Below are 19,819 nucleotides of genomic sequence, written 5' to 3' on the forward strand. Positions count from 1 at the left end.
CAGCTCGCCCGCCACTGCCCCGACCTCGACATCAAGCAGCGGCTCGCCCGCGTGCGCGCCGTCGAGGCCCAGCAGCAGAAGGTGGTCAACTGGCTGCTGCCCGGCTCGTCGTCGGTGCTGGAGACGACGATCGCGTACGAGCAGGTGGCCGTGGACCTCACCGCCTGGGTCGCGCGCATGGAGCCGGACCCGTACCTCAAGCAGGCCTACCAGTTCGGCGTCCTGGAGGACTTCGACCACCTCTACCGCTACGCCAACCTGTACGAGATGATCGAGCACCGCAAGGCCGAGAAGATCGTCGACAACCTCACCGAGATCATGCCCGGCCGCCCCACGTACCTGCATCACCGCGACCCGCTCGACAACGTCCGCCAGCCGTACGACCGCAGCGTCACCGAGCCGCTGTCCCGCCTGCACGCCCTGACGATCATGTCGGCCGAGCAGCAGACCATGAACTTCTACATGAACGTCGGCCCCACCTACATGGAGCCGATCGCCCGCCAGCTCTACCAGGAGATCGGCATGGTCGAGGAGGAGCACGTCACCCACTACGAATCGCTCGTCGACCCCGGCGAGAGCCTGTGGGAGCAGCTGCTCAACCACGAGTACAACGAGTGCTACCTCTACTACTCGTTCATGGAAACCGAGTCCGACCCCAAGGTGAAGAACATCTGGGAGCTGCACCTCAACATGGAGCTGGAGCACCTGCGCCTGGCGGCCGAGCTGTTCACCAGGTTCGACGGGCGCGACCCCGACCAGGTGCTCGCCCCCGCGCTGCCGCCGCCCGTCACGTTCGAGCCGAACAAGGGCTACATCCGCGACCTGCTCGCCACCCAGATCGACTGCACCACCCTCGGCACCGGGTACGTCAAGGAGGCGCACGAGCGCTTCACCCGCATGCAGGAGGCCGTGATGGGCGGCGAGAAGCCGGCCTCGGAACGCGTCATCGACGACAACCGGGCGATCTCGGGCCGCGAGTACCGCCTGGAGACGGAGGGACCGCATCCGGCGGGCCTGCAGCTCAGCCGCTGACGGCCGCGGCCTTACGGCATCCCCCCGCTGGCGGCTGCGGGCCTGAGGCGTGCGAACGCAGACGGCTGCGGACCTGCGCTGGGGCGCTGATCGGCGCCCGGCTAGAGTCGGGCCCCATGACCACCACCGCAGCCACCACCACAGTCGCGCTCGTCACCGGCGCATCGCGCGGCCTCGGGGCCGCCATCGCCCGCAGGCTGGCCGCCGACGGCCTGGCCGTGGCCGTCAACTACCGCTCCGACCGGGCCGGAGCCGAGCAGGTGACGGCTTCCGTCCGCGCGGCGGGCGGGGTCGCGGAGGCGTTCCCCGCCGACATCACGGACGAGACCGCCGTCGAGCACCTGGTCGCCGCCGTCACCGAACGCCTCGGCCCGATAGGCGTTCTGGTGGCGAACGCGACCGGCCCCCAGCCGAACCTCCCCGTCGAGAACCTCACCTGGCAGGCCCACCTCGACCAGCTCACGTTCTTCGTCAAGAGCCCCACCCTGCTCGTCCAGGCCGTCCTGCCCGGCATGAAGGAACGCGGCGGCGGCCGCGTCATCCAGATCGGCTCCGACATCGTGGACCGCAAACTGCCCGACACCTCCGCCTACACCGCCGCCAAGGCCGCCCAGCACGCCCTCACCGAAGTTTGGGCCAAGGAGCTGGGCCGCTACAGCATCACCGTCAACGTGGTCGCACCCGGCTGGATCCCCGTGGAACGGCACGAAGGGGTGGACGAGAGCGCATACCTGGAGGAGGTGCCGCTGGGCCGGATGGGCACCCCGGAGGACGTGGCGGCGGCCGTGTCGTACCTCGCCTCCGACGGCGCCGCCTTCGTCACCGGCCGCCGCCTCACCGTCAACGGCGGCCACACGTGACCTGGGCGGCCGGATTCCAGTTTGGGGACTCGGCCGAGATTCGCTAGAGTTCTCTTCGTCGCCTCGGGGTCACAGCCCACGAGGCGGATGCGGAAGTGGCTCAGTGGTAGAGCATCACCTTGCCAAGGTGAGGGTCGCGGGTTCGAATCCCGTCTTCCGCTCGGAGCTTCCGGCTCGGTGGCGTGGCCGAGAGGCGAGGCAGCGGCCTGCAAAGCCGTCCACACGGGTTCAAATCCCGTCGCCACCTCGCGAGGACGATTAGCTCAGCGGGAGAGCGCTTCCCTGACACGGAAGAGGTCACTGGTTCAATCCCAGTATCGTCCACCACACCTTCAAGGCCCTGGCTGCTCAGCCGGGGCCTTGTGTTTTTCTACGCACGCGCCGATCACATCCCAGGCTGTCGGCGGCGCCCGGTGCGGCGCTCACTCGGGGGCCACTTCCCGGTCACCGCGGTGCGGGAGCGGGTCGTGGCGGGCCGATGAGCGGCGGCGTTCGTGGTGTTCGGGGCGCCGGCGTTCGGGGCGGTGCTGTTCATCGTGTACTCGCAGGCGGGGGTGTCGAGGTTCGCCCAGGTGGTGGAGCTGGAGGGTGAGCAGGCATGGGAGAGGCTGGCTGAGCGGTATCGGGAGTGGAAGGAGCAGGTGCGGGGGCACGTGCCGGGGAGGAGGGAACGGGCGATCGTCGCGGCGAGGGCGGCCGGGGGTGCGCTGGTCCTCCTCGTCGTCGCCGGTGCGGGGCAGGTGATCGGGGCGGTCCGAGGGGTCGAGGTGCCGGTCGTGGATGGGCTGACCGGGGTGGCCTATCTCGGGTTGCTCGCCGCGCTGGTGTATGTCGGGCTGGCGAAGGTGAACGTGCGGGAGCGCCGCTGGTCGGTGTGGCTGACGGTGTGGGGCATGTCGGTGCTGGCCGGCACGGTGGCCGACACCGCGGTTGGCATGGTGGCCGGGCTGGGGACGGCGACGGGGCTGGGGACGGCGACAGGACTCGGGTCAGAGGCGGGGCTCGGGGCGGTGAGAGGGCTGGGGACGCCGGTGGGGCTCGTGGTCGGGCTGGTGGCCGGGCCGTTCGCGGTGGCCGGGGTGGCGGTCGCCGTGCCGAAGAAGGTGCTGGTGGCCGGCGGCGTGGAGCTGACGTTCGGCCGCGACTACTTCTGCGTCCCGTGTGCCCCCTTCACGGTACGGGTGCCGGACGGGCGGCTGCCCGGCCTGGTCATCCGGCCTTCTTAGCGCGACGATCAGCTCATGGACCATCAGGAGCTCGCCGACCGTTCAGAGATCACGGGCCTGCTGGCGCGTTACACCCACGCGATCGACTCGGGGCAGTGGGACCTGCTCGACGAGGTGTTCAGCGAGGACGCGGTGATCGACTACAGCTCCTCCGGAGGCATCACGGGTACCCGGGACGAGGTCAAGGCGTGGCTGGCCGAGGTGCTGGTGCACTGGCCGGCCCGGCTGCACCTGATCGGGGCGGCCCGGATCGACTTCCAGGACGGCGAGGCCCGGGTGAGCGCGCCCTTCACGGACACGCTGGCCCCGACGCGGGAGATGGTGGCGGCGGGGACCGAGGGGTTCCTGCACGGCGGCGGTTACTACCACCACCGGCTGCGCCGCACGCCGGACGGGTGGCGCAGCGTGGAGCTGGTGGAGGAGCAGACCTGGCGCACAGTGTCCTGAGCCCGAGGCGGTCAAGCCGCATAAAGGGCCGAGTGTCGCGCTCAGAGCTGTCCGCCGTGTCCGCGGCTGTCCGCCGCGCCCAAGGCTCTGTGGTGGATCCCGGACATTCCCCTCCCGTAATTCGGTTCCGAATCTTTCCGGTTTGAGGTGGAATTGAACCGGACGACGGTGGGGAGCCGTCTCCAAGGTTGTTCACCCGAGAATCCATCGGCCAGGGGAGCGGAGCGGTGGGAGGCCCGCCACCCCATGGGTGCGCCACGGCATTCCGGCTTGCCACGGGGGTTATGGCCAGTGATCGAGACACTGGAGTGGACTCTCCTCGACGGAGAGCACGCGTTGCTCGTCAAGGGGGACATGCGTCGGGCACGCGAGAGGTTCGACTACGCCTACGCGGAGGCGGCGCAGCGGGGTGAGACGGCCGCCCTGGCCAGGGCGGCGCTCGGCCTGGGCGGGATGTGGGTGCACGAGCACCGCACGGCCGCCGCGGCGGCGACGGTGCGGGTGCGGCAGCGGGAGGCGCTGTCACGGCTGGACGCGGGCTCGCCGCTGGCGTTGCGGCTGCGGATCAGGCTGGCGGCGGAGGACGACTACCGCACCGGCGGCCACGAGGCGATCATGGCGCTGGCGGCGGAGGCCAGGGCCGCCGACGATCCGGTGGCGCTGGCGGAGGCGCTCAGCCTGGCGCACCACTGCATGCTCGGCCCCGGCGACGGGGCGCGGCGGATGAAGCTGGCCAGGGAGCTGATCGGGGTGGCCTCCCGTACCGGACGCCGCTCTGACCTGCTGATCGGCCTGCTGTGGCGGACGGTGGACCTGCTCCTGGAGGCGGACCCGCACGCCGAGCGGGCCCTGGGCGAGCTGCGGACCGCGCTGGAGGGCGAGGGGCAGCAGGCCATCGAGTTCGTGGTCGGCGCGATCGAGGTGATGCTGAGCACCCGCGCCGGCCGGTTCGAGCAGGCCGAGGAGCGGGCCGCCGCCTGTTACGAGCGCGGCGTGGCGGCCGGCGATCACGACGCGCCCGGCTGGTACGTCCGCCAGCTGGCCGCCATCCGCTGGTACCAGGGCCGGATCGGCGAGCTGGTCCCGCTGCTGAGCGACCTGGTGAACTCGCCGATGCTGGCGGCCGTGGACGACTCCCCGTACGCGGGCCTGGCGGTGGCCGCGGCGACGGCCGGGGACCGGCGGCTGGCCGAGGGCATGCTGGCCAGGCTGCGCGGCGGCGTCCTGGCCGACCGGCCGCGCACGAGCACGTGGCTGCTGTCGATGTACGCGATCGTGGAGGCGGCCGACCTGCTGGGCGACGCGGAGCTCGCGGCGAGGGCGGCGGCGCTGCTGGCCCCGTACGCGGGCCTGCCGGTCATGACCAGCCCCGGCATCGTGTGCCTCGGCTCCGTCCGGCACAGCCTGGGCGTGGCCGCGATCGTGATGGGTGAGCCGGACGCGGCGGTCGCGCACCTGCGCCGGGCGGTGCACGAGAACCTGGCGCTGGGCCACTGGCCGGCGGTCGCGCTGTCCCGCTCGCGGCTGGGCCAGGCGCTGGCCCTGCGCGACGGGCCGAGGGACGAGGGGGCGCGCGGGCAGCTCGCGCTGGCCGCCCAGGAGGCCGAGGCGCTGGGCATGCACGTGCCCAGCGGGGTGGCCGGGCGGGTGACGTGCCGCCCCGAGGGCCCGCAGTGGCGGGTGGAGCTGGGGGCGCGCACGGCGCTCGTGGACCATTGCGTGGGCATGCTGCACCTGGCGGCGCTGCTGGCCAACCCGGGCAAGGAGATCCCGGCCGCCGACCTGGCCGCCGGCTCGCCCGATCCTGCCGCTCCGGCCCGCGTGTCGGCGCAGCGGATGCTGGACGGGCCGGCCGGCCGGGCGTACCGGAACCGGCTGGCGCAGCTCGACGCCGAGATCGCGGAGCTGGAGGCGGGGCAGCGGCGCGAGGAGGCGCGGGAGCGGCGGGCCGAGCGCGACTGGCTGGTGGCCGAGCTGGCGTCGGCGGCGGGGCTGGGCGGGCGGCCTCGGACGTTCGCCGGCAGCGAGGAGCGGGCCCGCACGGCGGTCGGCAAGGCGATCAGGCGGGCCGTGGATCGCGTCGCGATAGCCGATCCCGTCATCGGGGAGGAGCTGCGGGCGACCGTACGGACGGGGCTGCGCTGCTCGTACGACCCCGGCTGACCTGGACGAACGGTCACGGCTACAGACATATCGCGTTTGGGGCCAGCCGCCTTCAGGGCAGCGCTTGTGGGGGCAGAGTCCCCCTGCCCGTCCCGGTCGGAAAGGCTGTGCGGCACATGGCATTCGCATGGGCTCTTCTCGGTCATGACATAGCCGTCGATCTCGGTACGGCCAACACCCTCGTCTACGTCCGCAGGAAGGGCATCGTGCTGAACGAGCCCTCCGTCATCGCGATCAACCTGCACAAGAACACCGTCGTGGCCGTCGGCAAGGCGGCCAAGCGGATGGTGGGCCGCACTCCCCCGCACATCGCCACGATCCGGCCGCTCAAGGACGGCGTGATCGCCGACCTCGACGCGGCCGAGCGCATGCTGCGCCTGTTCATCCAGAAGGCGCACCCGAGCCGGTTCCTGGCCAGGCCGCGCATCGTGGTGGCCGTCCCGAGCGGCACCACCTCGATCGAGCAGCGGGCGGTCAAGGAGGCGGCGTACGAGGCGGGCGCGCGGCGGGTGCACATCATCGAGGAGCCGATGGCGGCGGCGATCGGCGCGGGGCTGAAGGTCGGCGAGGCCACCGGGAACATGGTCGTGGACATCGGCGGCGGCACGACGGAGGTCGCCATCGTCTCGATGAGCGGCGTCGTGGTCGCCAAGTCGGTGCGGGTGGGCGGCGACGAGCTCGACGAGGCCATCGTCACCCACATCAAGAAGGAGCACGCGCTGCTGCTCGGCGAGCGTACCGCCGAGCGTCTGAAGATCGACCTCGGCATCGTCCGGTCGGCCCCCGAGACGGGCGCCGACCCTGTGGGGCGGCACCGCGCCGGCCTCACGATGCCCGCCGAGGACGGGGCCGCCGGCCCGGTGGACGAGGAGCCGCCGGAGCCGCCGCCCGCGCCGCGCGGCTGGAACCCGTTCCGGTCCAGGCCGAAGCCGGAGAGCGCGCCCCAGGCCGCCGCGCCGCGCCCCCTCGACCCGCGGGCGTCCGCCCCGGTGCGCGGGCGCGACCTCGTCAGCGGCCTGCCGAAGACCGCCACGATCACCGCCGAGCAGATCAGCGAGGCCATCGAGGACCAGGTGCAGGCCATCGTCGACGCCGTGCAGACGACGCTCGACCAGTGCCCGGCCGAGCTGGCCGGCGACCTGCTCGACAACGGCATCGTGCTGACCGGGGGCGGCGCCCTGTTACGGGGGCTGCCGGAGCGGATGGGCGAGGCCACCGGCATGCCCATCCGGCTCGTGGACAAGCCGCTGTACTCGGTGGCGCTGGGCGCGGGCCGCTGCGTGGAGCGTTTCCAGGCGATGCGCGACGTGCTGCTGCCCGAATGGTCGCGCCGGTGAGGCGGGCGCTCGTCCTGCTCGTGCTGGCCGCCGCCGCCCTCCTCGTCGTGGTCGACCGCGCGGTCACCCCCTTGACGCCGGTACGGGCGGCGGGCTCCCGCGTGTACGGCGCGGCCGAGAGCGCGTTCGGGGCGGCGGCCCGGGTGTTCGGCGGCGACGGGCGGCTGCGGGAGCTGGAGCGGGAGAACGCGGCGCTGCGGGCCCGGCTGCTGTCGTCCGGCACCCGGTCGGCGGGGCGGCTCCCCGTGCCGGGCGGGTACCAAGGGGTGGCGGCGCACGTGGTCGGGTTCGGGCGGGGCCGCAGCGTCGCCATCGACGCCGGCACCTCCGCCGGGCTCGGCCGCGACATGACCGTGCTGGACGCCGACGGCCTGGTCGGCAAGGTCACCTGGGCCGGGCCGGAGACCGCCTCGGTGTCGCTGATCACCGACGCGGGCTCGTCCATCGGGGCGCGCGTGGCGGGCTCGGGCGAGCTGGGCGTGGTGACGGGGGTGCCGGGGGCGGGGCTGCGGCTGAGCCTGTTCGACCCGAACGCGCCGGTCGAGGTGGGCGCCCAGGTGGTGACGCTGGGGTCGGCGGGCGGTCGGCCGTACGTGGCCGGAGTGCCGATCGGGACGGTCACCGCGCTGGAGAGCGCGCCGGGCGCGGCCACCAGGACGGCGCTGGTGCGGCCCGCCGCCCGGTTGTCCGCGCTCGGCCTCGTCACGGTGGTCGTGCCGCGGCCCGAGCGGTGAGCGCGGTGGGGTTCGTGCTGGTGGCGCTCGTGGCGCCGCTCGCGCAGGTGCTGCTGGTCGACCGCTCGGTCTGGGGCGGGCCCGACCTGGTGGCGCTGGCCGTGCTGTGGCCGGCGCTGGCGCGCGGGCCCGTCTGGGGGTGCGTGGCGGGGCTGGTCGCGGGGCTGGCCGCCGACGTGACCCCGCCCGCCGACGGCACCGTGGGGCGCACCGCCCTGGCGCTGTCGCTGACGGGACTGCTGGCGGGATGGCTGGGGCGGCCTTCAAGGGCCACGCGCCGGCCGCTGGTGGCGGGCGTCCTGGGGGCGGGGCTGGGGACGGTGCTGCCATGCGTCGCCGCCGCCGGGCTCGGTGACGAGGTCTGGGCGTCGGCGACGGCCGGGCTGCCGCTCACCCTGGCGTGGACGGTGCCGCTGGGCGCCGTCCTGGGCGCCCTGCACGCGCGGCGGCGCCCCGCCGCCGGGGTGGTGCCGCGCCGTGTCTAGGGGCAGGCTGCTCGTGCTGCGACTGGTCGCCACGGCGATGCTGGCCACGCTGCTCGGACGGCTGTGGTTCCTCCAGGTCGTCAACGGCGCGGCGTACGTGCGGGCGGCGGCCGACGTACGGGTCAGGAGCGTGACGCTGCCGCCCACCCGGGGGCAGATCCTCGACGTGACCGGCCGCCCCCTCGTCACCAACACCACCCGGCCCGTGGTGACGGTGGACGCCATGGCCCTGGCTCACCAGCCGGACGGCGGCCGGGCCGTGCTGACGCGGCTGGGCGAGGCGCTGGGCCGGCCGTACCGGCAGCTCGCGGAGAAGGTGCGGCTGTGCGGGCCGTCGGTGCCGCAGCCGTGCTGGCAGGGCTCGCCGTACGAGCCGATCCCCGTGGCGCGGGACGTGAGCGTGCCGGTCGCGCTGCAGATCAGCGAGCGGCAGCAGGACTTTCCCGGCGTCCGTACGGAGCCGCGCCCGATCCGCGTCTACCCCTACGGCCGGGCGGCGGCGCACACCCTCGGCTACGTGCAGGGTGGGAAGGGCCGTGACGGCCTCGAAGCCGCCTACGACGGGGACCTGGCCGGCCGGGCCGGGCGCACGGACGTGGCCGTGGACAACACCGGCCGGGTCACCAGGACGATCCGCGAGGAGCCGCCCGTCCCCGGCGACACGCTCGTGACCAGCATCGACGCCCGTGTCCAGGCGATCGCCGAGCAGGCGCTCGGCCGGGCGCTGGCGAGCGGCGGCGGCTCCTCTGGCGCGGCCGTGGTGCTGGAGTCCGCGACCGGCCGGGTGGTGGCGCTGGCCGGGCGGCCCGCGTACGACCCGTCGGTGTGGACGGACGGCGTGACGGCCCGCGAGTACCGGGCGCTGCCGCTGCTGTCGCAGGCCGTGCAGGGCGAGTGGGCGCCCGGCTCGACGTGGAAGGTCACCTCGGCGGCGGCAGCGGCGGCGGCCGGGTACGGGCTGGGCGCCACCTACGACTGCCCGCCCGGCTACACCGTCGGCGACCGGGTGTTCCGCAACTTCGCCGGGGCCGACCTCGGACCGATGACCATGCACGGGGCGCTGGTGCAATCATGCGACACGATCTTCTACCGGCTGGCCGACCGGCTCTGGCAGCGCGGCTCCGACGCCCTGCAGCGCACCGCCCGCGGCTTCGGCTTCGGCCGGCCCACCGGCGTGGACCTGCCGGGCGAGGCCGCGGGCGCGGTGCCGGACGCGGCCTCGAAGCGGGCCCAGTGGCGGGCCACCCGGGCCGAGACCTGCCGCCGGTCCCGCCAGGGTTATCCGGAGATGGGCGACCGGGCGCGGGCGGCGTACCTGACGGAACTGGCGCGCGAGAACTGCCGGGGCGGCGGCGTGTGGCGGGGCGGCGACGCGGCGAACTTCGCCATCGGGCAGGGCGGCGTGCTCGTCACGCCGCTGCAGTTGGCGCGGGCGTACGCGGCCGTCGCCAACGGCGGCACCCTCCACAGCCCGCGCGTCGGCCTCAAGGTGGTGCGGCCGGGCGGGACGACCGTGCGCACGATCACCCCGCCGGTGACCGGGCGGCTGCCGGCCTCGGACACGACGCTCCGCTTCCTGCGGCAGGCCCTCGGCCAGGTGCCCAGGACGGGGACGGCCGCGGGCGCCTTCAAGGGGTTCCCGTTCGGCAGGATCGCGGTGGCCGGGAAGACGGGGACGGCGGAGTCGTTCGGGCGGCGGGACACCTCCTGGTTCGCCTCGTTCGCGCCCGACCCCGGCTACACCGTGGTCGTCGTGCTGTCGGAGGGCGGCAGGGGCGCCGAGGGCGCGGCACCCGCGGCGCGCGCCATCTGGGAGGGCATCCTCGGGCTCAGGGAGCGGCGATGACCACAGGGCGGCGGGTCAGTCTTCTGCACCAGCTCGGGGCCGGAGGGCGGCGGTGATCGCGGTCGCGGGGAAGAGGCGGCTGGTGTGGGCGCCGGCGCTGGGGCCGCCCGACCGGCTGCTGACGCTGCTCGCGCTGGCCCTGTCCGGCACCGGGCTGCTGCTGGTGTGGTCGGCCACGCGGATGGCGGGCGGGCACGCGCTGCTCGTGCGGCAGGCCGTGGCCGTCGGGGGCGGGCTCGTGCTCATGTGGCTGGTCTCCCGGGTCGACCTGCGGGTGCTGCGGGCGTACGTGCCCCTGGCGTACGTGCTGGCGCTGGCGGCGCTGGCCGCGGTGCTCAGCCCGCTCGGCGTGCGGGTCAACGGGGCGCACTCGTGGATCGTGCCGGCACCTGGGGTGCAGTTCCAGCCGTCCGAGCTGGCCAAGCTGGCGCTGGCGCCGGCGTTCGCGGTGCCGCTCGCGGAGCTGCGCGACGGGCGGCGGCGGCCCGGGCTCGGCGCGGTGCTGCTGGCGCTGGCGCTGGCCGCGGCGCCCATCGGGCTCATCGCGTTGCAGCCGGACCTGGGCACGATGATGGTGTTCGCGGCCATGGTGTCGGGGGCGCTGCTGGTGTCGGGGGCGCCCAAGCGGTGGCTGCTCGTGCTGGTCGCGGGCGCGGCGGCGGCCGGCGCGGCGGCGTGGCGGCTCGGGCTGGTCCGGCCGTACCAGCTCGAACGGCTACTCGTGCTGGTACGGCCGGGCGCCGACCCGGGCGGCGTGGGGTACAACGCCGCCCAGGCCCGCATCGCGATCGGCTCCGGCGGGCTGTCGGGCAAGGGCCTGTTCAACGGCGAGCAGACCGCCGGGCACTTCGTGCCGGAGCAGCACACCGACTTCATCTTCACGGTCGCGGGCGAGGAGCTCGGGTTCGCCGGGGCCGCGCTCATCCTGCTGGCCGTGTTCGGGCTGTTGTGGCGCGGGCTGTCGATCGCGCGCCACGCCGCCTCGCCGTACGGGGTCGTGCTGGCGGGCGGGCTCGTGTCGTGGCTGGGGTTCCAGACGTTCATGAACGCGGGCATGACCATGGGGCTCATGCCGGTCGTGGGGGTGCCGCTGCCGTTCGTCTCGTACGGCGGCTCCGCCACGGTCGCGGGGCTGGTGGCGGTCGGGCTACTTCAGGCCGTGCACCGGAGCAAGCCCGTGCAGCCGTAGCAGGTTCTCCCCCAGGATCTTGCGCTTGGCCTGGTCGGTGAGCTGCGGGTAGCCGTAGCCGGCGCACAGGTCCTGCGGGATCGTGAAGTCCCTGAACGCCCTCAGCGCCCACTGCGGATGGAAGATCGGCGCCTCCGAACCATAGATGATCTTGTCTTCGCCGCACCAGAAGAGCAGCTTGCCGATGATCTCGGCGAACATCCTCGGCGCCCGCACGATGAAGTTGATCGTCGCCGCCAGGTCCGCGTACAGGTTCGGGTAACGCACGAGCTGCCAGCACGTCTCGTCCAGGAACGGCAGGCCGACGTGGAAGATGACGAAGTTGATGTCGGGGAAGTTCGCGGCGGCGCCGTCCATGTCCCACGTCTGCGTGTGCTCGATCGGCTGCGGGCCCAGCGGCACGCCCTTGTGCACGCCGATCAGGTTCACGCCCAGGTCCTGCGCCTTCTCGAAGACCGGGAAGGCCACCCTCGGGTCGTCCATGCGCCACGGGTACGGCGAGCCGTAGTCGTAGCGCACGTTGTACAGCTTGAACGCCCGCGCGTTGTACTCCCCCACCTGCCGCTCCATCAGGTCCAGCGCCCTGCGGCCCTCCAGCGGGTTCACCGACCCCCAGAACACCGTCCGGTCCGGGTCGCGGGCCGCCAGCTCCGCGCACTCCTGCCACGGCGACAGGCCGTCATGGTAGAGGTCGGTCAGCGGCAGCGGCATCGCCACCAGCATGTCCGTGTCCGACTCCTCGAACACCATGCGGCGGATGTCCTCGATCGTCCACTGCCGCAGGAACTCCTCCTGCGGCAGCGTCGTCTCCCCCTCCGGGGTCAGCGTCGTGTGGAAGGCGTACAGGTGGTTGGAGAACATCTGGCCCGCCGGGCCGAACGCGTTCTTGGGCTCGAAGTTGAGCACGTGGGCCACGCTGTCGAACACGAAGAAGTCGTCGATCACCGTAGTTCCCTCCCGATGTAGGCCGCCTTGTCGGGCACCTGCGCGGGCGGGGGCAGGAAGCGCAGCATCCGGGCCGCCCTCGGCGAGAGCCGCTCCGTCGTCCACACCTCGTCCCACACCACCTCGACCTCCGCCCGCTCGACGCCGGGCTGCTCCTCGATGCGCTCCCTCACCTCGGTCAGCACCCTGGCGGCGAACGGGCACCAGCCCGAGGTCAGCAACAACTCGACGCGGGCCCGGCCGCCGCTCACCTCGACCGACCTGACCAGACCCATCTCCACGACGGAGATGCCCTTCTCCCTGCAGCACGGGTCGTAGACCCCGGACAGCGCCTCACTGGCCCACTGCGGTATCTCCGGCATGACCTCATCGTCGGACGGGTGTGCCTTCTGGGGTAGGCGTCCTGTTTTCAGATGGCGCAGATGCTTGGTGGATGACCGGCGAACCACCCAGCGATCTGATCCGCAGCGTCTCCCGCGCCCTCCGCGTACTGGAGGAGGTCTCCCGCTCCGACCGGCCCCTGTCGGTCAAGGTCATCGCCCGCCGCTGCGGCCTGAACCTGTCCACCTCCTACCACCTGGTCCGCACCCTGTCCTACGAGGGCTACCTGCACCGGCGGCCCGACGGCGACTACACGCTCGGCTCGCAGGTGGCCGAGCGCTTCCACGAGATGCTGGAGGCGTTCCAGCGGCCGCCCCACGCCGCCGCCGTCCTGCGCCACCTCGCCGCCGCCAGCGGCCACACCGCCTACCTGGCCCAGCTCTCCGAAGGGCGCCTGGTCGTGGTGGACGTGGCCGAGGGGCCGCGCTCGCCGTACCTGGAGGACCTCCAGGCGGGCCTGGAGACGGCGCCGCACGCCACCGCGCTCGGCAAGGCGCTGCTCCTCTCCCTCCCGCCCCGCACCCGGCGCGGCGTCCTGACCGGGTACGGCCTGCGCCGCTTCACCTCCTCCACCCCCGCCAGCGTCGAGGACGTCGAGGAGGAACTGGCCCGATTACGGCCGGGGCAGGTGGTGGAGGAGCACGGGCAGTTCAGGGAGCAGGTGGCGTGCGCCGGCGCCGTCGTCCCCGGCACGGACTGGGCCATCGGCATCTCCACCCGCGGGCTGTCCATCCCGGCCATCGCCCGCATCCGCCTCGCCCAGGCCGTCCGAGACCTGGGATGACACCCTGCCCGCCGCGCACCGTGAATACTGGGACATACCGGGTCCTGGGTTCTGCTGCACCTGGAAAGGGGGCGCGGTATGAGGGTGATCCTGTTCGGGGCGACCGGCATGATCGGGCGGGGGGTGCTCAGGGAGTGCCTGCTGGACGAGCGGGTCAGTGCCGTGCTGGCCGTGGGGCGGGCGGCCACCGGGGTCTCGCACGGGAAACTGCGGGAGGTGCTGCACGGTGATCTGCTCGACCTGGCGCCTGTCGAAGGGGAGCTCGGCGGGTACGACGCGTGCTTCTTCTGTCTCGGTGTCTCGTCGGCCGGGATGAAGGAGAAGGAGTACCGGCGGATCACCTACGACTTCACGCTGTCCGTGGGTGAGACGCTGGCGCGGCTCAGCCCCGGGTCGACGTTCGTGTACGTGTCCGGCGCCGGCACCGATCCCCACGGGCGGGCCATGTGGGCGCGGGTGAAGGGGGAGACCGAGAACGCGCTGCTCGCGCTGCCGCTGGAGGCTTACATGTTCCGGCCCGGGTTCGTGCAGCCGATGCACGGCGTGCGGTCGCGTACGCGGCTCTACCGGGCGGCCTACGTCATCACGCGGCCGTTGTTCCCCGTGTTGCGGCGGGTGGTCGGGGGTGGGATGACGACGACCGAGCAGATCGGGCGGGCGATGATCGCGGTGGCCGAGCGGGGTGCGGCGAAGCGGATACTCGGGCCCGCCGACATCAACGCGCTCTGAACGTCGGGCGGCGGGCCCTCGCTGCGCCCGGGGCGAGGGGGACGGCGAGGAACGAGGCCGCGGCCGCCAGAGCCCAGACGGTCGCCCAGGAGGCGTGGGCGACCAGTGCCGGGATGAGCAGCGGGGTCACGAAACCCGTCGCGAACAACGTGGTGCCCAGGAGACCGAGGGCGGTCCCGGCGCGGTCGGCGCCCGCCATGGCGGCGATCTCCGTGTAGGCGACGCCGTGCCACGCGTTGGCCAGCACGCCGCCGACGGCCAGGGCGGCGACGGTGAGCGGGGTGGGCGCGCCGGTGAGCACCGCCGCGCCCGCCATGGCGAGGCCGGCCAGGGCGCCGATGGCCCTGATGTGGGTGCGGCGGTTGCCTGTGCGGTCGGTGCGGCGGCCGGTCCAGATGCGGGCCGCGCCGCCGCCGAGCTGGGCGATGACGACCGTGAGGCTGGCCAGGACGGCTCCCTCGCCCTTGACGTCGTGCAGGAAGATCGCGGTGAAGGAGAGGACGGCGAACTGGGGGACGGTCAGCAGGGCGCCCGCCAGCGCCAGCCGCCACACGTCCCAGCGGCGTAGCGGGGAGCGGGTGCCGGGGGTGGCGGGCGCGGTGCCGGAGGCGGCGGGCGTGGCCGGTGGGGTGGGCTCGTGGAGCCAGCGCCAGGTGGCCGCGGCGGCGATGAGGCAGAAGGCGGCCGGTACGGCGTAGGCGGCGCGGAAGCCGTACGAGCCGGCGAGCCAGGGCAGCACCGCCACCCCGACCGCTCCGCCCACCGGGATGGCGGTCTGGCGGATGCTCATCGCGAAGCCGCGCTCCCCCTCGCCGAACCACGTCATGACCGCGCGGCCGGAGGCGCCGTTGACGCTGCCGCCGAGGGCGCCGGCGATGGCGAGGCAGAGGCCCAGCAGGGCCACGCCCGCGCCGTCCTGCGGGGTCACGGCGGCGGCCATGACGGCGAGCAGCGCGCCCGTCGAGGTCAGGCCCGTGAGCAGGACGCGCCGGTCGCCGAAGGCGTCGGTGAGCAGGCCCCACACGATGTCGGAGGCCGCCACCCCGAGGCCGATACAGGCCAGCACGAGGCCGAGCGCCTCCGTGGACAGGTGGTATCCGGACCGCATCGCCACGCCGGTGACGGGGATGCCGGAGAACATGGCGGAGAAGGCGGCCTGCGCGCCGACCCCGACGGACAGCACGACCCAGCGGTGCCGGGGCCCGTACGAGCGCCGCTGGTCAGGCGACAGGTTTCGCCCGTGCTGCTGCGTGATGGTCATGGGGTCCACCTTTCGGAGGAAGTAACCGGAGATGGCGGTTACTCACCCTGGCAGGCTCGAAAGTAACTTGTCAACGCGGTTACTATCGGGGTCATGGACTTCACCTTCATCAGCGGCAATCTCGGGCTCGACCTGGCCGGCACCGTCGGGCACCGGCGTGGTGCGCGGATCGACATGCTGGCCACGCCCGCCGACCTGGCCCGCTGGACGGTGGCGGCCGGGCTGCTCGACGTGCCACCCGAGGCGAGTGAGGGCGATCTGGCCGGGGCGCGGGCGTTGCGGGAGGCGATCTACCGGCTGGCGAGCGCCGCCCGTACCGGAGGAGTCGCCGAGGGGGCCGATCGGGACACGCTCAATGACGCCGCCCGGCCCGCGCCGGCGAGTGTGCTGCTCGGCGAGCAGGGGGTGGTGCGAAGCGGTGACCTGCGTGCGGCGCTGTCCAGCACGGCCAGGGCGGCGGTCGAGCTGCTCGGCGGACCCGAGGCCGGGCTGATCAGGGAGTGCGAGGCGGATCCCTGCACGCGGCTCTACATCGACGCCTCCCACCGGCGCACGCGCCGCTGGTGCGACATGCGCGGCTGCGGCAACCGCGCCAAGGCCGCGGCCTTCCGCGCCCGCCGGCACGCCTGACCACCTGACCGCCCGACTGACGGCCGGAGCCTTCCCCGCCCGCCCCGACCGCCACAGCCTTTCCCGCGCGACGGCACGCCCGATCGCCGCAGCCCTCCCCGCCACCTTCCCGCGCCCGCGGCACGTCTGCCGCGTGGTGGAATATCTGAGGGGGTGCGGACGCTACCGTAGCCGTCAAAGATTCAACAGTCAGGGTTGGTGACTAAAGTGCAGTTCGGAATCTTCAGTGTGGGCGACGTCACCACGGACCCCACCACCGGCCGGACCCCGACCGAGCACGAGCGGATCAAGGCGATGGTGGCGATCGCGCTCAAGGCGGAGGAGGTCGGGCTCGACGTCTTCGCGACGGGCGAGCACCACAACCCGCCGTTCGTGCCGTCCTCCCCCACGACGATGCTCGGCTACATCGCGGCCAGGACCGAGCGGCTGCAGCTGTCGACCGCCACGACGTTGATCACGACGAACGACCCGGTGAAGATCGCCGAGGACTTCGCCATGCTGCAGCACCTGGCGGACGGCCGGGTGGACCTCATGCTGGGCCGCGGCAACACCGGCCCGGTGTACCCGTGGTTCGGGCAGGACATCCGCCAGGGCATCCCGCTGGCGATCGAGAACTACGCGCTGCTGCACAAGCTGTGGCGCGAGGACGTCGTCGACTGGGAGGGCCGCTTCCGTACGCCGCTGCAGGGCTTCACCAGCACGCCGCGCCCGCTGGACGGGGTGCCGCCGTTCGTCTGGCACGGCTCGATCCGCAGCCCCGAGATCGCCGAGCAGGCCGCCTACTACGGCGACGGCTTCTTCGCCAACAACATCTTCTGGCCGAAGGAGCACTTCATGCGGCTGATCAGCCTCTACCGGCAGCGGTACGCGCACTACGGCCACGGCACCCCGGAGCAGGCCGTCGTGGGGCTGGGCGGGCAGGTGTTCATGCGCAAGAACTCGCAGGACGCGGTGCGCGAGTTCCGCCCGTACTTCGACGTCGCCCCCGTGTACGGTCACGGGCCGTCGCTGGAGGAGTTCATGGCGGAGACGCCGCTGACCGTGGGCAGCCCGCAGCAGGTGATCGACCGGACGCTGGAGTTCAGGGAGTTCTTCGGCGACTACCAGCGCCAGCTCTTCCTCATGGATCACGCGGGCCTGCCGCTGAAGACCGTGCTGGAGCAGCTCGACCTGCTCGGGGAGGAGGTCGTGCCGGTGCTGCGCAAGGAGTTCGCCAAGGACCGCCCGGCGGGCGTGCCCGACGCGCCGACCCACGCGTCCCTGCTCGCCGCCAAGAACGCCGTCGAGGACGCTCCCGAAGCGCCCGTCGGCGCCTGACCCACCCGAAAAGCACGTCCTCGAAGGAGAACCATGAAGCTCGTCGTCGTTACGGCGGGGCTGACGCAGCCCTCCTCCACCCGCCTGCTCGCCGACCGCCTGGCCGAGGCGGTGGCGCAGCGGGCGGAGGTGGAGGTCCGCGTGGTGGAGCTGCGCGACCTGGCCGTGGACATCGCGAACGCCTTCGTCACCGGCTTCCCGAACACCCGCCTGCGCGAGGTGGCCGAGGCCGTGACGGCGGCCGATGGGCTGATCGCGGTCACGCCCATCTTCAGCGGCTCGTACAGCGGCCTGTTCAAGTCGTTCTTCGACGTGCTCGACAACACCGCGCTTGCGGGCAAGCCGGTGCTGATCGCGGCCACCGGCGGCACCGCCCGGCACTCGCTGGCCCTGGAGCACGCGTTGCGGCCGCTGTTCGCGTACCTGCGCGCGGTGGTCGTCCCGACGGCCGTGTACGCGGCGGCGGAGGACTGGGGCGGCGGCCGGGACGCGTTCACCGACGGGCTCGGGGAGCGCATCGGCCGCGCCGCGCAGGAGCTGGCGGACCTGCTGTCGCAACGGGCGCCGAGCGCGCAGGAGCCGATGAAGGAGCCCGTCGAGGAGGTCGTGCCGTTCGAGCAGCAGCTCGCGGCGCTTCGCCGGACCGAGTAGTTTTCGTGCCGGAGGCCGGACTTCAGGAGTATGGTCCGTTAGGAACCTTTCCTAACGAATCGGAGACGTATTGTGCTGACCGCCACCCTCCTGGCCCTCTCCCTCACCGTCTCCTCGCCGGCTCTCACCGACCCGCACAAGAAGGACATCGCCATGCGGCTGGTGTCCAGCGCGGAGAACTCCTCGCTCGACTGGAAGGCCCAGTACGGCTACATCGAGGACATCAAGGACGAGCGCGGCTACACGGCGGGCATCATCGGCTTCTGCTCGGGCACCGGCGACATGCTGGAGCTGGTCGAGCTCTACACCAAGCGCAAGCCGGACAACGTCCTCGCGAAGTACCTGCCGGCCCTGCGCAAGGTGAACGGTACCGACTCCCACAAGGGCCTGGAGCCGAACTTCCCGAAGGACTGGAAGACGGCCGCCAAGGACCCGGTCTTCCAGCAGGCCCAGAACGACGAGCGCGACCGCGTCTACTTCAACCCGGCTGTCAAGCAGGCGCAGAAGGACGGGCTGCGGGCGCTGGGCCAGTTCGTCTACTACGACGCCATGGTCATGCACGGCCCCGGCAGCGACAAGCTGAGCTTCGGCGGCATCAGGAAGGCCGCCCTGGGCAAGGCCAGGCCGCCGGCCCAGGGCGGGAACGAGGTGACGTACCTGAACGCGTTCCTCGACGCCCGCAAGACGGCGATGAAGGCCGAGGACGCGCACGAGGACACCACCCGCGTCGACACGATGCAGCGGGTGTTCCTCAAGAACGGCAACCTCGACCTGAACCCGCCGCTGACCTGGAAGGTGTACGGGGACTCGTACACGATCAAGAAGTAGGGGCGCCCGCGTCAGGGCTTGACGCTCACCACGTCGTACGTCGTGTCGGGCGTCGGGGTGGTGGTGAAGCGGGCGTTGGGCAGGTAGAGGCGGCGGCCGTGGGCGGCCACGGTGGTGGGCACGTCGAAGCGGTCGTCGGTCAGCCGCCTGATGAGCCTGCCCGAGGCGCCGTCGCGGGTCAGGCCGATCGCGGCGACGGTGTTGAGGCGGTTCTGCACGACATACAGGGTGCGGCCGGCCAGGAGCAGGCCGTCGCCGTTGACCAGCGACTCGCCGCCGAGGTCCACCTCGGTGGTGACGCCCGAGGACGGGTCCACCTCGAACAGCTTGCCCGTGTTGGACTGGACGATCAGCAGCGAGCGGCCGTCGGGGCTCGGGGCGATGCCGTTGGCGTTGTTGCCCGTCGTGTACTGGATGGCGCCGCTGAGCGGGATCTTCACGGCCTCGGCGGGCAGCGCGCCGCCGCGTCCGAGCTCCAGCTTGTAGAGGACGGGGTTGGCGGAGTCGGTGTAGTAGGCGGCCCGGCCGGCGAGGATGACGTCGTTGACGAACGACGTGCCGGTGGCGAGCTGGTACGACTTGAGCACCGCGCCGGTGCGCAGGTCGATCACGCGCGCGTTTCCGGCGTTGCCGCCCGCCACGAACAGCCGGCCGCGCCCGTCGGTCTTGAGCCCGAGCGACGGCGTGCCCGGCCCCTTGCTGATCACGCCGCCCTGCCCGGTGCGCAGGTCGGCCCGGTAGATGTCGCCGGTGGCGCGTGAGCCGAAGTAGGCGTAGTGGCCCCCGATCGCGATGCCCTCCGGCTGGAACCCGTTGGGCAGCGGGAACGTGTCGGGCTTCGTCGCGGCCTGCGCCGGCACCCCGCCGAGCAGGACGACGAGCATGGCGCTGCCGAGCGCGGTCTTCAGGATCGCGGATCTCATGCGGCCCACGATGCCCAAGGGACCGGCCGGGGCAAAGACCTTCCCGCGCCT

Annotated in this window: 20 protein-coding genes and 3 tRNA genes; 19 read left to right on the forward strand and 4 right to left on the reverse strand. The window is 72.8% G+C overall.

Going from position 1 to position 19,819, the window contains the following annotated elements; all coding sequences use genetic code 11:
* From HCN51_RS38635 to rodA, 13 genes are all read left to right on the forward strand, one after another.
* On the forward strand, positions 1-1,032 hold a 1,032-nt coding region (locus tag HCN51_RS38635), incomplete at its 5' end, for a ferritin-like domain-containing protein (RefSeq protein WP_168016929.1).
* A 116-nt stretch (positions 1,033-1,148) separates the two neighbouring features.
* A complete protein-coding gene (locus tag HCN51_RS38640) occupies positions 1,149-1,892 on the forward strand; it encodes an SDR family NAD(P)-dependent oxidoreductase (protein ID WP_168016931.1) in 744 nt (247 codons plus the stop codon).
* 89 nt (positions 1,893-1,981) lie between these two features.
* Positions 1,982-2,053, forward strand: a tRNA-Gly gene (locus tag HCN51_RS38645).
* Positions 2,054-2,068: 15 nt separating this feature from the next.
* Positions 2,069-2,139 (forward strand) — tRNA-Cys (locus HCN51_RS38650).
* A gap of 5 nt (positions 2,140-2,144) precedes the next feature.
* Positions 2,145-2,219, forward strand: a tRNA-Val gene (locus HCN51_RS38655).
* Between the two features lie 167 nt (positions 2,220-2,386).
* Positions 2,387-3,118, forward strand: a complete 732-nt coding sequence (locus HCN51_RS38660; protein ID WP_168016933.1) for a hypothetical protein — start codon at positions 2,387-2,389, stop codon at positions 3,116-3,118.
* A 15-nt stretch (positions 3,119-3,133) separates the two neighbouring features.
* Positions 3,134-3,565 carry a nuclear transport factor 2 family protein gene (locus HCN51_RS38665; protein ID WP_080036878.1) on the forward strand — a complete coding sequence of 144 codons (432 nt, stop codon included), beginning with the start codon at positions 3,134-3,136 and terminating at the stop codon, positions 3,563-3,565.
* Between the two features lie 291 nt (positions 3,566-3,856).
* Positions 3,857-5,728: a hypothetical protein gene (locus HCN51_RS38670; RefSeq protein WP_168016935.1), complete on the forward strand. Its 1,872-nt coding sequence runs from the start codon at positions 3,857-3,859 to the stop codon at positions 5,726-5,728.
* 116 nt (positions 5,729-5,844) lie between these two features.
* Entirely contained in the window at positions 5,845-7,065 is a 1,221-nt protein-coding gene (gene mreB / locus HCN51_RS38675; protein ID WP_168016937.1) for a rod shape-determining protein, read from the forward strand.
* Entirely contained in the window at positions 7,062-7,799 is a 738-nt protein-coding gene (mreC, locus tag HCN51_RS38680) for a rod shape-determining protein MreC (protein WP_346433944.1), read from the forward strand. Before mreB ends, mreC begins: the two co-directional genes overlap by 4 nt.
* A gap of 5 nt (positions 7,800-7,804) precedes the next feature.
* Positions 7,805-8,284 (forward strand): hypothetical protein, encoded by a 480-nt coding sequence (locus HCN51_RS38685; protein WP_168016941.1) that lies wholly within the window; start codon positions 7,805-7,807, stop codon positions 8,282-8,284.
* Positions 8,277-10,130: a penicillin-binding protein 2 gene (gene mrdA / locus HCN51_RS38690; RefSeq protein WP_168016943.1), complete on the forward strand. Its 1,854-nt coding sequence runs from the start codon at positions 8,277-8,279 to the stop codon at positions 10,128-10,130. The genes HCN51_RS38685 and mrdA overlap by 8 nt, the downstream gene beginning before the upstream one ends.
* A gap of 52 nt (positions 10,131-10,182) precedes the next feature.
* Positions 10,183-11,319, forward strand: coding sequence for a rod shape-determining protein RodA (gene rodA / locus HCN51_RS38695; protein WP_168016945.1), 1,137 nt, complete (start codon positions 10,183-10,185; stop codon positions 11,317-11,319).
* On the opposite strand, the gene HCN51_RS38700 is transcribed toward rodA, so the two are convergent.
* Together HCN51_RS38700 and HCN51_RS38705 are read right to left on the reverse strand one after the other, a co-directional pair.
* Entirely contained in the window at positions 11,278-12,264 is a 987-nt protein-coding gene (locus HCN51_RS38700; protein ID WP_168016947.1) for an amidohydrolase family protein, read from the reverse strand. The genes rodA and HCN51_RS38700 overlap by 42 nt on opposite strands.
* On the reverse strand, positions 12,261-12,626 hold the full coding sequence (locus tag HCN51_RS38705) for a metal-sulfur cluster assembly factor (protein ID WP_080036870.1): 366 nt from the start codon (positions 12,624-12,626) through the stop codon (positions 12,261-12,263). Before HCN51_RS38705 ends, HCN51_RS38700 begins: the two co-directional genes overlap by 4 nt.
* Positions 12,627-12,697: 71 nt before the next feature.
* Between HCN51_RS38705 and HCN51_RS38710 the strand changes: the two genes are divergently transcribed.
* Together HCN51_RS38710 and HCN51_RS38715 are read left to right on the forward strand one after the other, a co-directional pair.
* Positions 12,698-13,429 (forward strand): IclR family transcriptional regulator, encoded by a 732-nt coding sequence (locus tag HCN51_RS38710; protein WP_080036869.1) that lies wholly within the window; start codon positions 12,698-12,700, stop codon positions 13,427-13,429.
* Positions 13,430-13,507: 78 nt separating this feature from the next.
* The gene (locus HCN51_RS38715) at positions 13,508-14,158 is read left to right on the forward strand and encodes an NAD-dependent epimerase/dehydratase family protein (RefSeq protein WP_168016949.1); all 651 of its coding nucleotides are present in this window, start codon (positions 13,508-13,510) and stop codon (positions 14,156-14,158) included.
* Here HCN51_RS38715 and HCN51_RS38720 read toward each other — a convergent pair.
* Positions 14,145-15,419: an MFS transporter gene (locus tag HCN51_RS38720; protein WP_168016951.1), complete on the reverse strand. Its 1,275-nt coding sequence runs from the start codon at positions 15,417-15,419 to the stop codon at positions 14,145-14,147. The genes HCN51_RS38715 and HCN51_RS38720 overlap by 14 nt on opposite strands.
* A gap of 93 nt (positions 15,420-15,512) precedes the next feature.
* On the opposite strand from HCN51_RS38720, the gene HCN51_RS38725 reads away from it, so the two are divergent.
* The 4 genes from HCN51_RS38725 (at position 15,513) to HCN51_RS38740 (ending at position 18,845) form a co-directional block, all read left to right on the forward strand.
* On the forward strand, positions 15,513-16,049 hold the full coding sequence (locus tag HCN51_RS38725) for a CGNR zinc finger domain-containing protein (RefSeq protein ID WP_168016953.1): 537 nt from the start codon (positions 15,513-15,515) through the stop codon (positions 16,047-16,049).
* A 207-nt stretch (positions 16,050-16,256) separates the two neighbouring features.
* Positions 16,257-17,366, forward strand: coding sequence for a CE1758 family FMN-dependent luciferase-like monooxygenase (locus tag HCN51_RS38730; RefSeq protein ID WP_168016955.1), 1,110 nt, complete (start codon positions 16,257-16,259; stop codon positions 17,364-17,366).
* 33 nt (positions 17,367-17,399) lie between these two features.
* Positions 17,400-18,017 (forward strand): FMN reductase, encoded by a 618-nt coding sequence (locus tag HCN51_RS38735; RefSeq protein ID WP_168016957.1) that lies wholly within the window; start codon positions 17,400-17,402, stop codon positions 18,015-18,017.
* 72 nt (positions 18,018-18,089) lie between these two features.
* On the forward strand, positions 18,090-18,845 hold the full coding sequence (locus tag HCN51_RS38740; RefSeq protein WP_346433945.1) for a chitosanase: 756 nt from the start codon (positions 18,090-18,092) through the stop codon (positions 18,843-18,845).
* Between the two features lie 11 nt (positions 18,846-18,856).
* Here the strand turns inward: HCN51_RS38740 and HCN51_RS38745 are convergent, their stop codons facing one another.
* Positions 18,857-19,768, reverse strand: a complete 912-nt coding sequence (locus tag HCN51_RS38745; RefSeq protein WP_168016959.1) for an NHL repeat-containing protein — start codon at positions 19,766-19,768, stop codon at positions 18,857-18,859.
* Between the last annotated feature and the right edge of the window lie 51 nt (positions 19,769-19,819).

Origin of the sequence: Nonomuraea composti, from assembly GCF_012034275.1 — a bacterium.
In the GTDB taxonomy this organism is placed as follows: Bacteria; Actinomycetota; Actinomycetes; order Streptosporangiales; family Streptosporangiaceae; genus Nonomuraea; species Nonomuraea composti.